This window comes from Crassaminicella indica, from assembly GCF_019203185.1.
GTDB lineage: Bacteria > Bacillota > Clostridia > Peptostreptococcales > Thermotaleaceae > Crassaminicella > Crassaminicella indica.
On the sequence record NZ_CP078093.1, the window covers coordinates 1843651 to 1856692 of the forward strand.

Here is a 13042-nt window from a genome sequence, read left to right on the forward strand (position 1 = left end):
TATTTTGCAAGGTCTTTTTTTTTGAAGGATTTAGCTAATAAAATATCATATACCATAAGACAACCTGTAACAGATATAAATAAAATACATAGTATAGTAGTGCAAAAGGGGATGAAATGATTTATGAAGGAGGGAGAATATGCGTAGAAAATCAAATGGACTTGATAAAAAATTAGAGAAAGCTGCTAGAAATATTAATGTATCAGAGCAACAATTAGAGCAACTTTCAAACCTAGCTAATAAATATAAATATAAATCACAACGAGAAATAGAAGAAGAAATGATTAACATGATCAATACTTTTTCTAAAAAAGAGAAAAGGGATTTAATAAAAAGGCTACAAATGCTTAAGAGAATGACCGATTTATTAGATGATAGTCAAACAAAAAAGATAGACAAGTTTATTAAACTTTTGTCAAGATAAATTTAAGGAGTAAGTATTAAAAGCTTACTCCTTTAATTATAGGTAAACAACTTCAAAACGAAATATAAAGAACAGTTCATTCCAGATAACTTTTGAAAAAACAAAACTTCATTCCATGAAAAAATACTAAACCTTCAAAACTCACTTCGTTCAAACAATGAAGGTTCTTAACGTATTTTTCATGAAATTTCAGTAAGTTTTTTTACAAAAGTTATCGAAGTCATTCACTTATCTTTATATATTTCTTTTTTTATGTTGATGTTGTTTACCTATATTTTGCAACTGTAATTTTAAACTTTAATTTATTTAGGTAAAGAAAGTAGAACATTAAATAAAATATATTGATTATTTTATACATTTCTAATGTTATAATATCATTGGGATAAAGTACCAATCAGACTCGATAATGGACACAATAGATATACAGAAGAACATTTATTCCAACATCTTCTTCATCTCAAAGAGCAACGAAACAGAGAAGGTTTACTGCGAAACACCGAATATAGTGTATAAGAGCAAATGGTACATACCAACTGTAGATAAAGGGAAAATAATAGATACAACATACTTAAATACGAATGATGAAACTACAAAGTTTATTTTAGATAAATGTCCCACTAGAGCACCGGGGAAATTATCGTTTATGCGTGATGGTAAAGTAACACAACAGGTAAAGTGAAATTAACAGGAAGATGGTGAATTACTCTAGACTATTTTTGTAAATATTGACAATTTTGCAGATTAAGACTATAATAAAATTGATCATAAATGCGGGCATAGCTTAATGGCAGAGTCCTGGCTTCCCAAGCCAGTTGTGCGGGTTCGATTCCCGTTGCCCGCTCCAAACAAATCAAAATAAGCCCTACAGTAAATCTGTAGGGCTTATTTTGGTAATAATATAAGAAAAAGGAGTTAGAAGATGCGATTAGAAAGACTTATTGTTGGAATGTTAGAAACAAATGGATATATTCTTTACGATGAAAATATGTTGGAAGCTTTGATCATTGACCCAGGAGATGAAGCTAAGACTTTTGTAGAGTATATTAGTAGAAACCGATTAAAACCTATAGGTATTATTCTTACACATTATCATTATGATCATATAGGAGCTGTATTGGATTTGAGGAAAAAATATTCTATGCCTGTATATATTCATAAAAAAGATGAAGAAGGATTAAAAGATCCTTGTATCAATCATTCAGTAAGTAGCTTTAGAAAATCTATTTCTATTATTCCAGATCAAACATTAAAGGATGGAGATACAATAAAAACTTCATGGGTAACTTTAGAGATTATTCATACTCCTGGGCATACACCTGGAGGTATTTGTATAAAGGTAAAGAATAAAAATATAATATTTACAGGAGATACGATTTTTAATATTGATTTAGGAAGAACGGATTTAGAAGGTGGAGATTATCATGCAATGAAAAATTCTATTAGAAACAAGGTTTCTAAATGGAGTGATGATATGATGATTTATCCTGGTCATGGAGATCTTGCTTCTATGGCAGATGTAAAGAAAAAGAATATGGAATATTTAGATATAATAAAAAGAAGATGATTAAATATAAAGCATTAAGATATTAGGGGGCCTTTAGTTATTGAAGAAGGCCTTCTTTTTTAAAATAGCAATAATAAATAGAATAATAGGAAAAATACCTTGAAAAGGAAAAGTAAAATAAAACCATGTATCTGTTTGAAATTTGGAATAATGCATGACACTATCATATTGAAAATAAGATAAATTAATTACAAGTAAAGAAACAGGGATTATAATAAATCTATGATCTTTACAGTTAAAGGTCTGTGCAATTCCTTTACAAGTGCATAATAATAATATACTGATTTTAACAAAACCACCTAAGACAAATATAATTAAAATAATAGCTTCTGTTCTTTGAAAGGTATTGCCTATATTGATTCTTGAAAAAGTGTGATAAGTAGGATAGTGTACACGTGATGCTTCATTGATTCCTAACACTAAAATATTGGTTGAAGAAATAATGAATAATATGAACCCTCCTAAAAGCAATCCTATAATATAAATTTTATAAGAAGATTTTTTTTCATTAAAGCTAGAAAAAACTATTGAAAATGCAATAATTTGAGAAAATGGAAATGAAAAAGTATTCAATGCACCTTTGACAATTGGATGAATACCATTATTAAATATAGGTAAAATGTTGTTTATATTCATTTTAGGAATTAATAAAATAATTGCAAGAAATATAATAAAAATTGCTACAATTAGCAAAAATGCGCTCCATCTGCCTAAAACTTCAATTTTTTCCTTTACCACCCATGCACATAGAATTAAAAGAAAGATCATTGGGATAATTTTTGGAGTTTCTATAAGACTAATTGTACTTATGAAATTACCGAAATTAACTAAAACATCAGATGTCCAATAAAACATAAAGCAAGTAAATAATAGTATAATTCCTTTTCCTAGTATTTTTCCGAAGCAAATTTCAATGATGTCAAATAAATTTTTATCATGAAAAATATTGTGAAGTTTGATATATATTAGGGAAAAAGGGATTGCCATAAATATTGCGAAAATGATGGCTAACCATAAATCTTTTCCAGCTTCTAGTCCCATTATAAAAACTGATGAAGAACCTATTATAAACAAAACAATTAGAGAGATACCGTGTGTATTAGAAATAACTTCTTTGTTCATTATTAGCCTCCACTTTATAGTTTATGTTAAATAGAATGATGTATTATATAGTTTTCCCAAATACCTTTAGTTTATGGCAAAATGATTTTAATTTTTAATAATCATTATTACCCATAATATTGTTTAAATGGGTTTAAGTGGTAAAAAAATAATTATAGGAAGATAAAGAGGTAGAATAATGTTTTCAAATATTTTGTATATAAAGGAGATGTATATGCTAAAAATATTATTTATGACATAATAGCAAAATTTTGGTCAGATGTTAGTTTTTTAAATGAAAATAATAATAAAAAAATATGTATGAAGAATACAGGATATATTTTGTTGATAGTACATTACAATATGAAAAAAAGCAATAGGGAATGTTAAGTATAAGTGCTTTGTGTGTGATATGAAAATAGTGACATATAATCGAGCCCCTTTTTATTAGTATTTATACAAAAAATATAAGCCACTTTTATCCAGTGGCTTATATAATAAGTTTTAGATGATCTTTTATATCAAATATATATTTTAGTGAAGGTTATTTAATCAACTTCAATTTAGTAATATCAAAGGTATTTTCTTTAGTTATTGCTTCAAGTATACCAATTTCTTCTTTAATAGAATTAATACCTTCTGTATTTCTAAATACCTGATCATGTGTAATGTTAAGCTTTTGTTCAATACGATCTTGACCTTGTTCTAAATTTTTAAGACGTTGGTTAATAGTCTTAATTTCAGTATCCATTGAACTTAATTTTTCATTAATATTCTTTACTTCATTTAATAGTTGTTGCAATAATTCATTTAACATTATAATCATCCTTCCATATGCGGTTCCTAATTTACATTATATAATTTTTGCATGTTTTATTCAAATAGATAAAAGCCACTCGTTATATAACTAGAAAGGTTTTTAGTCATATAGAAATTAATAAAAGCTATTAAAAAACAGCTTTTGAAATTGCTTCAGATTGTCTATATTCTTGAGCTAAAATAGTTGTTATAAGTTTAAATGGCCTATGTCAAAAGAATTAAAAATTGAACTTAAAAAAGATCAATCCAGTAAGAGATAATTCTCCTACTGGATTAAATTTTATCAGGTATTAAATTTATTTTCTATGCGTCTATTTTTTTGACGGATACAATATGTGGGATGTAAATCTTCTATATGCATATCTATTCTATCTAATATAGGTCCTGAAATATTTTAATTGACCATGTGGGATGTAAATGTAAGCATTAGCAGGGGTTATGATTTGAAAGTTATTGGATATATATCTAATTAATTAATAAGTTTTTGCAAAGTGCTGTTTTTGTAACATAATATAAAAAATATACATAATATGGTATTGCGATAACTTATAATAGTAGGGGGAAAAGATGTATGCATAAAGAAAGATTAGATATGCTTTTAAAAGTCATGGAATTGGAAGACTGTTGTGTAGACTTGAATCTATATCTTGATACACATCCTACAGATCAAAATGCACTCATGCAATACAACACATATGCTTGTCAGCTTATGGCATTAAAAAATCAGTATGAGTGTATATATGGGCCATTATCAAACTTTGGATCAGCACAAAGTCAGTATCCATTCAGGTGGATAGAAGATCCTTGGCCTTGGGAAATTGAATACTAAAGGGGGATGCTTTATGTGGATCTATGAAAAAAAATTACAATATCCTGTAAAAATAAGCTGTAAAGATCCAAGAATGGCTCAGTATGTTATGACACAGTTAGGAGGGCCTGATGGAGAATTATCTGCAGCTCTAACTTATTTAAATCAAAGATACAAAATGCCTACAAAAAAAGCAACAGCACTTCTTACGGATATCGGAACTGAAGAACTTGCTCATGTTGAAATGATTCAAACTATGATTGTAAAATTAACAGAAGATGTAAGTATAGAAGAAATAAAGAAAATGGATATGGGACAATATTATGCAATAAGAGATACAGCTGTATATCCTGCAGATAGCACTGGAAACCCTTGGACTGCTAGCTATGTTTCATCAACTGGAAATCCTGTAGCAGATTTATATAATGATATGGCTGCAGAAAAAAAAGCAAAAGCTGTTTATGAGAATTTGATAAAATTAACAGATGATCCGTTGTTAAAAGATTCTTTAAGATTTTTATTGGATAGAGAAATAGTGCATTTTAAACGTTTTGGAGAGGCATTACGAAGTGTAGAGGCTTATAATCAAAGCAAAAAATGCTATTAACAAAAAACCAGGAACTTCCTGGTTTTATTTTTGTATAAAAATTGTATTAAGAACTCTACGTATTTATTTGTGTGGAGTGTCAAAGAAAATAAAGTATCAGAAACTTCAAAAACATAGTATTTATAATAAATTTCGACAAAAAATTCTTGATATCTTTTCATAATTCATGTAGGATTACAATTGGTGAAAAAATTTTGAATGAGGTGAAAAAATGAAAAGAAAAACTTTTGTATATTTTTTGATTTTATGCTTGAGTATGGCTGTTTTAGGGACAGGCTGTGGAGATTCTAGTACAAATACTGTGAAAGAAACGAATAGTAATGAAACTGTTGAAGGTGGAAAAGTTGTTATGGCTATAGAACAAGATATGGATTCTTTAGATCCACACTTTTCAGCAGCGGCAGGAACAAAAGAAATATTATTTAATATTTTTGAAGGATTAATGAAGCCTGATGAAAAAGGTAACGTTATTCCAGCAGTAGCTGAAGATTATAGCATATCAGAGGATGGACTGACCTATACATTCAAATTGAGAAAAGGAATAAAGTTTCACAATGGAGATTTTGTAACTGTAGAAGATGTAAAATATTCTTTAGATAGAGTAATGGGAACAGAGACAGGAAAGCCGTTAACATCTGATTTAAAAAATGTTAGAAGTGTAGAAATTGTAGATGATAAGACAATCCTCATTCAATTAAAGGAAGTAGATGCTTCCTTATTAAGTAAATTAACAGTAGCAATTGTGCCAAAGTCAAATGAAAAAAATTTCACTAAGCATCCTATTGGTACAGGACCATTTAAGTTTGTTGAATATTTGCCAGAACAAAGGCTTGTAATAGAAAAGTTTAATGATTATTGGAAGAAAGGTATTCCACATTTAGATAGAGTAGAGTTTCGAATTTTGCCAGATAGGGAGGCTTCATTATTAAGCTTTAAAGCAGGAGAGATTGATATGTATCCTCGTCTTCCAAATGAGCGTGTAGAAGAATTAGGAGATGGATTTGAGACGGTATCAGGACCACAAAATCTTGTACAGCTAATGGTTATGAATAATAAAAGAGCACCTTTTAATGATATACGTGTTCGTAAAGCTATTAATTATGCTGTAGATGTGGATGAAATTATAGAGGCAGTTGCTTTTGGATATGGTTCAAAGATAGGTTCAAATATGAGCCCAGTAATGGAAAGATACTATGAAGATGGATTGGATGATTTGTATTCTATAAATATAAAGAAGGCAAAACAGCTTCTTAAGGAAGCAGGATATGAAGATGGATTGAAAGTAAAGATTGCTATCCCTTCTAATTATCAATTTCATGTAGATACAGGAAAAGTGATTGTTCAGCAATTGGAAAAGGTTGGTATAGAGGCAAAAATCGAACTTGTTGAATGGGGTGTATGGTTAGACCGCATTTATAAAGGAAGAGATTATGATATGACTATTATTGCTTTTACAGGAGAATTAGATCCAGGTAAAATGTTAAAAAAATATACTTCAAATGCAAGAAATAATTTTATGAATTATAAAAATGCAAGCTATGATAAATTGATTGAAAAGGCAGAGAAGGAAGTGGATCAGAAAAAAAGAGTTCAAATTTATAAGGAAGCACAAAAAATCCTAGCAGAGGACGCTGTATGTGTGTTTATTATGGATCCACAATTTACAATGGCTATGAAGAAAAATATTAAAGGCTACAAGCTATACCCTATTTATGTGCAGGATATGTCGTCTGTTTATTATACGAAATATTAGGTAGGAGAGTCATTATGAATTATTTGCTAAGGCGAGGATTTACTTTAATTATTACCCTTTTACTGATTTCAATATTTACATTTATATTATTTCAGATTATACCAGGAGATCCAGCTATGACTATTCTTGGAATGGATGCAGAACAAGGTCAAATAGAAGCTTTACGGTCGCAGATGAATTTTGATTTACCTATAACACAAAGATATTTAAAATGGATGGGAAATGTATTAAAAGGAGACTTGGGTCAGTCTATTCGTTTTTCTATGCCTGTAACAAAGCTAATCGGAAGTAGACTGTCTGTAACCTTATCCTTGGCAGTAATGGCTATAGGGATTGCTACCATTGTAGCGATCCCTCTTGGCATTTTATCAGCTAGAGTTAATGGAAAATGTATAGATGCTGTAATTTCAATTTTTACTCAATTTGGAATGGCTATTCCTTCCTTTTGGCTTGGGATATTATTGATGTATATATTTAGATTGAAATTACATTGGTTTACACAAGGAGGATATGTTCCGTGGAGTAAAAGTGTATGGGGTGCTTTTTGGTCACTCCTTTTACCAGCTATTGCGATTGCTATACCTACTATTGCTATACTTACAAGATATTTAAGAAATGCTTTGCTTGAGCAGCTAAAGCTTGACTATGTGAGGACAGCTTATAGTAAAGGACTTAAGGAAAGAGCAATTATTTACAAGCATGTTTTAAAAAATGCACTGATCCCTGTAGTAACGATTATGGGAATGATTATCACCAGTGTATTAGGTGGAAGCTTATTAGTAGAACAAGTATTTGCTTTACCAGGATTAGGAAGATTGCTTATTGCATCTATTCAGTATAGAGATTTTTTTCTTATTCAGGGAATGGTTATGTATATTGCATTTGTAGTAATTTTAGTGAATTTTTTTGTAGATGTATTTTATAAGGTGATAGATCCTAGGATCCAAATGAAGTAGGTGAAAACATGATACGTAAAAATAATTTTAATTTATATATAGGAATGTTCCTCGTAACAGTTCTTTTGCTTTTGATGGTTATCAGTATTTTTTATACTCCTTATGACGTGAATGAAATGGTTATTAAAGACCGATTTCAAGAACCAAGCTTTAAGCATCTTATGGGGACGGATAATTTTGGAAGAGATATTTTAAGCCGTATTATGAAAGGGGCACAGATAGCATTTTTAGTAGGAACAGTTTCAGTGGCTGTATCTTTTATATTTGGAACTGTGATTGGTGCTGTAGCAGGTTATATAGGCGGATGGTTAGATGAAATTATTATGAGATTTATTGATGCCTTAATGGCGTTTCCAAGTATATTACTAGCTTTGGTGTTTATTGCTGTATTTGGAGCATCTACACAAAATACAATTATTGCCATAGGTATTCGCGGAATTCCTACCTTTGCTCGTATTGCAAGAAGTGGTTTTATACAATATAAGGAATTTGAATTTGTAAAGGCTGCCAAATCCATAGGAGCAAATCATATGCGCATTATGTTTATACACATATTACCGAATGTACTGTCTTCTCTGATTATTGCTGCATCAATGGGATTTGCAAATGCAGTACTAGCTGAAGCAGGTCTTAGCTATCTTGGATTAGGTGTACAACCACCTGACCCAAGCTGGGGAAGAATGTTAAAGGAAGCTCAAAATTATATTATAAAAGCGCCATGGTATACATTAGCTCCGGGAATAATGATTACTATGTCTGTATTAGGTTTTAATTTATTAGGAGATGGCATCAGAGATATTAGAGATCCACGTGGGTAGGAGGAGTATATATGGATACATTGTTAAAGGTAAATAATTTGCATATAGGCTTTTCTACAAAGGAAGGACTGCTTACAGCGGTTGAAGACAATTCTTTTTCTGTAAAAGAAGGAGAAATACTTGGGATAGTTGGAGAATCAGGATGTGGGAAGAGTATTACTTCTTTAGCTATAATGGGATTACTGCCAAAACATGCAAGGATTACAAAAGGAGAAATCGTTTTTGCAGGAAAAAATATTACATCTTTAGACAAAGAAGAAAGAAGGAAGCTAAGAGGTAAAGAAATGACTATGATTTTTCAGGAGCCTATGACTTCTTTAAATCCAGTTCTTAAGATTGGAGATCAAATTATAGAGGGCTTGATGCTGCATACAAGATTATCAAGAAAAGAAGCAAAAGAAAGAGCTATTGAGATGATGAGGAAAGTTGGATTGCCGAGACCAAATCAAATATATGATGCATATCCCCACGAGTTATCAGGGGGAATGAGACAAAGAATTATGATTGCTATGGCTTTAATTAGTAAGCCAAAGCTGTTGATTGCAGATGAGCCAACTACGGCTTTAGATGTAACAATTCAAGCACAGATTTTACAATTGATGAAAAAAATGAATAAAGAAATGAAGACAGCTATGCTTTTGATTTCTCATGATATTGGTGTGATTGCTAAAATGTGTCATCGTGTAATTGTCATGTATGCAGGACATATTTTTGAAGAGGCAAGTGCAGAAAAAATTATAGAAAAAGGTATACATCCATATACGAAGGGCTTGATGGAATGTATTCCTACACCTGAAAAGCGTGGGAAAGTTTTGTATGCAATTCCAGGAAGAGTTCCTTCTTTAAATGAGCGTAGCAAGGGATGTCCATTTGCCTTAAGGTGTCCGAAAGCTTTTCAACAATGTTATAATGAAAAGCCAGCTCTGGAAAAAATTAGTAAAGGGCAGCGTGTAAGATGTTTTTTGGCACAGTAAGGAGAGAGGAAAATGTCACAAGAATGGCTTGTACAGGTGAAAAATCTTTGTAAATACTATCCTGTTTTTAAAAAGAAATTTTGGGAAAAGAAAACCTATGTAAAAGCAGTAGATAATGTTTCATTTTCTATACGAAGGGGCGAAACCTTTGGATTGGTAGGAGAAAGTGGATGTGGAAAGTCAACAACAGCCTTTATGATAAATGGATTACTTCAGCCAACTCATGGTGAAATAAAGTTTGATGGCAAGGATATTACACTTGTTAAAGAAAAAGAAATTCGTGAAAAAATGCAAGTGGTTTTCCAAGACCCATATGCTTCTTTGAATCCTAAAAAAAAGATAGGGTGGATTGTAGAAGAACCTCTTTTGATTCACAAAAAATATAGTAAAAAAGAACGGCAGAAAAAGGTATCTGAGATGATGGAATTGGTAGGTCTTGATGAAAGCTTTAAAAGTCGTTATCCTCATGAATTAAGTGGAGGACAAAGGCAGCGAATAGGTATTGCAAGAGCATTGATGCTAAGTCCTCAGTTTATAATTGCAGATGAACCTGTTTCAGCTTTAGATGTTTCTGTGCAGGCGCAAATATTAAATCTTTTGAAAGAGTTACAGTCAAAGCTTAGATTAACTTATTTATTTATATCACATGATTTAAATGTAGTACATTATATGTGTGATCGTGTAGGGGTTATGTATTTAGGCAAAATTGTTGAAGAGGCTCCTGTTGAGAAGATTTATGAAAAAGCAATGCATCCTTATACAAAGCTATTATTATCTACGCTTTCTGGAGGTGTAGATTTTGATGAAAATCAGATATTTTTAAAAGAAGAAAGTTTATTAGAAAATAGTGGAGAAGGATGTGCGTTTTATCATAGATGCCCTTATGCAATGGATGTATGTAAAAGATTGTTGCCAAAACTAGAACAAGTAGAAAGGGAACATTTTACTGCTTGCCATCTTTATTAGACTTGTGGTAAGAATACTCCCACTTTTAAAGTGGGGGATGAATTTAGCAAAATACATTTTACTATATAACATGCTTTTTAGTAAAACATGATATGATAGATATGTAGGAAGGGTGTAGTTCACTATGTATAATATTAAGGCGGTTATTTTTGACTTAGATGGTACACTAGTAGATTCTATGTGGGTTTGGAGACAAATAGATATAGATTACCTAGGAAAAAGAGGAATTGCTTTACCTGATGATTTGCAGAAAAAAATAGAGGGTATGAGCTTTACAGAGACAGCTCATTATTTTAAAAAAAGATTTAAGCTAGAGGATTCTATAGATGAAATTAAGGATGAATGGATGAAAATGACAAAGTCTTATTATGAAAATAATATAGAATTAAAGACAGGTGTATATGCTTTATTGATGAAATTAAAAAATAAAGGTATAAAGATGGGTATAGGTACAAGTAATGCAAAGGAACTAGCTGAAGCAGTTCTTAGAAAAAACAATATTATTGACTTTTTTGATACAATTCGTACTAGCTGTGAAGTTGAAAAGGGAAAGCCACATCCCCATATTTTCCTAAAGGTCGCAGAGGATTTAGGCGTTATGCCTGATCAATGTCTAGTTTTTGAAGATACCTATGCAGGTGTACTTGCAGGAAAAAGAGCTGGTATGAAGGTATTTGCGGTTGCAGATGAAAGTTCATCCTTATATAAAGATGATATTAGTTCGTTAGCAGATCAATATTTGGAAGGATTTGAAGAGATTGCATAAGCCGAGTAGATACTCGGCTTTTTACAAATAAATAGCTTTAAAATGAAATATAATATAAGCAGTATAAATAAGCATAAGCTTATAAATGAGGTGATACATTGATAGAGTTACCAAATGATTTTAAAGAAAAAATGAAAATATTATTAAAAGAAGAATATAAAAAATTTATAGAGAGTTACAATGATCCAAAGACACAGGGATTAAGAGTAAATACACTTAAAATAGCTTGTAAGGATTTTGAAAAAATAAGCCCATTTAGTCTAAAAAAGGTTTCTTGGGCAGAGGAAGGGTTTTATCATGAAGTAGACAAGCCTGGAAAACATCCTTATCACGAAGCAGGTCTTTATTATATCCAAGAACCTAGTGCTATGGCAGTAGGAGCATTACTTGATCCTCAGCCGGGAGAGAGAATATTAGATTTATGTGCAGCACCAGGTGGAAAATCTACTCATATTGCTGCTAAATTAAAAGGAGAAGGATTATTAGTATCTAATGAAGTTTATCCAGCAAGAAGTAAAATCCTTTCTCAAAATATAGAAAGATTGGGGATTAAAAATTGTATTGTTACTAATGAAAGTCCAGCCCGACTGTCAAAAAAGTTTAAAAATTATTTCCACAGAATTTTAGTAGATGCTCCTTGTTCAGGGGAAGGTATGTTTCGAAAGGATCCAGATACTTGCAAAGAATGGAGTATAGATAATGTATCTATGTGTGCAGAAAGACAGCTAGATATTTTAGAACAAGCACAAAAAATGCTAATGCCAGAAGGTATTTTAGTATACTCTACATGTACCTTTTCGCCAGAGGAAAATGAAGGGGTAATAGAAAAATTCATTAAAAATTATCCTGAATTTTATATAGAAGCAGTAAAAACTTATGATGGATTTGCTAAAGGAAGACCTGAGTGGATATTATCAGATGATGAAGATTTAAAGAAAGCTATTAGGCTATGGCCTCATCAATTGAGAGGGGAAGGGCATTTTATTGCAGTTTTAAAGAAAAGAGATGGAGAAGTTGCTAAAATAAAAAATAAGAAAAAGCAGATAGATAAGAAGGCTTTGAAGGATTACTATGACTTTGGGAAAAAATATCTAAATAAAATACCAGAAGGCAAATTTATAGTTTTTGGAGAACAACTATATATTTTACCAGAGGATACTATTAATCTTGAAAATTTAAAAGTAATTCGACCAGGATTGCATTTAGGAACTTTGAAAAAAAATAGGTTTGAACCATCTCATGCATTTGCTCTTTCTTTAAAGCCTGAAGATGTAAAAAATAATATTTTTATGGATGCGATGAGTCAAGATATAATAGCTTATTTAAAAGGAGAGTCTATAAGCTTTGAAGGAAAAAACGGATGGAACCTTGTAAATGTAGATGGATATTCCATAGGATGGTGTAAAATTGTAAATAATATACTTAAAAACCATTATCCAAAAGGATTAAGATGGGTTGGACAAATATAGGAAATTAGGAGGAAATT

At 30.9% G+C, this 13042-nt stretch carries 13 protein-coding genes and 1 tRNA gene; 12 read left to right on the forward strand and 2 right to left on the reverse strand.

Annotated elements, in window-relative coordinates:
* The first annotated feature begins 139 nt into the window (after positions 1–139).
* From KVH43_RS08600 to KVH43_RS08610, 3 genes are all read left to right on the forward strand, one after another.
* Positions 140–424 carry a hypothetical protein gene (locus KVH43_RS08600; protein ID WP_218282141.1) on the forward strand — a complete coding sequence of 95 codons (285 nt, stop codon included), beginning with the start codon at positions 140–142 and terminating at the stop codon, positions 422–424.
* A 770-nt stretch (positions 425–1194) separates the two neighbouring features.
* Positions 1195–1268, forward strand: a tRNA-Gly gene (locus KVH43_RS08605).
* A 75-nt stretch (positions 1269–1343) separates the two neighbouring features.
* Entirely contained in the window at positions 1344–1988 is a 645-nt protein-coding gene (locus KVH43_RS08610; RefSeq protein WP_218282142.1) for an MBL fold metallo-hydrolase, read from the forward strand.
* A 33-nt stretch (positions 1989–2021) separates the two neighbouring features.
* On the opposite strand, the gene KVH43_RS08615 is transcribed toward KVH43_RS08610, so the two are convergent.
* Complete coding sequence (locus tag KVH43_RS08615) at positions 2022–3110, reverse strand: GerAB/ArcD/ProY family transporter (RefSeq protein WP_218282143.1); 1089 nt, start codon at positions 3108–3110, stop codon at positions 2022–2024.
* Positions 3111–3633: 523 nt separating this feature from the next.
* Positions 3634–3906 (reverse strand): hypothetical protein, encoded by a 273-nt coding sequence (locus tag KVH43_RS08620; protein ID WP_218282144.1) that lies wholly within the window; start codon positions 3904–3906, stop codon positions 3634–3636.
* Between the two features lie 573 nt (positions 3907–4479).
* Between KVH43_RS08620 and KVH43_RS08625 the strand changes: the two genes are divergently transcribed.
* From KVH43_RS08625 to KVH43_RS08665, 9 genes are all read left to right on the forward strand, one after another.
* Complete coding sequence (locus tag KVH43_RS08625) at positions 4480–4737, forward strand: spore coat protein CotJB (RefSeq protein WP_218282145.1); 258 nt, start codon at positions 4480–4482, stop codon at positions 4735–4737.
* A 13-nt stretch (positions 4738–4750) separates the two neighbouring features.
* Positions 4751–5323 carry a manganese catalase family protein gene (locus KVH43_RS08630; protein WP_218282146.1) on the forward strand — a complete coding sequence of 191 codons (573 nt, stop codon included), beginning with the start codon at positions 4751–4753 and terminating at the stop codon, positions 5321–5323.
* Positions 5324–5534: 211 nt separating this feature from the next.
* Positions 5535–7076: an ABC transporter substrate-binding protein gene (locus tag KVH43_RS08635; RefSeq protein WP_218282147.1), complete on the forward strand. Its 1542-nt coding sequence runs from the start codon at positions 5535–5537 to the stop codon at positions 7074–7076.
* Positions 7077–7090: 14 nt separating this feature from the next.
* On the forward strand, positions 7091–8032 hold the full coding sequence (locus KVH43_RS08640) for an ABC transporter permease (protein ID WP_218282148.1): 942 nt from the start codon (positions 7091–7093) through the stop codon (positions 8030–8032).
* Positions 8033–8040: 8 nt separating this feature from the next.
* The gene (locus KVH43_RS08645) at positions 8041–8850 is read left to right on the forward strand and encodes an ABC transporter permease (RefSeq protein ID WP_218282149.1); all 810 of its coding nucleotides are present in this window, start codon (positions 8041–8043) and stop codon (positions 8848–8850) included.
* Between the two features lie 11 nt (positions 8851–8861).
* Positions 8862–9824: an ABC transporter ATP-binding protein gene (locus tag KVH43_RS08650; RefSeq protein ID WP_218282150.1), complete on the forward strand. Its 963-nt coding sequence runs from the start codon at positions 8862–8864 to the stop codon at positions 9822–9824.
* Positions 9825–9836: 12 nt separating this feature from the next.
* On the forward strand, positions 9837–10790 hold the full coding sequence (locus KVH43_RS08655) for an ABC transporter ATP-binding protein (RefSeq protein ID WP_218282151.1): 954 nt from the start codon (positions 9837–9839) through the stop codon (positions 10788–10790).
* A gap of 124 nt (positions 10791–10914) precedes the next feature.
* A complete protein-coding gene (locus KVH43_RS08660) occupies positions 10915–11556 on the forward strand; it encodes an HAD family hydrolase (protein ID WP_218282152.1) in 642 nt (213 codons plus the stop codon).
* Between the two features lie 98 nt (positions 11557–11654).
* Entirely contained in the window at positions 11655–13025 is a 1371-nt protein-coding gene (locus tag KVH43_RS08665) for an RsmF rRNA methyltransferase first C-terminal domain-containing protein (protein WP_218282153.1), read from the forward strand.
* Positions 13026–13042: the final 17 nt, after the last annotated feature.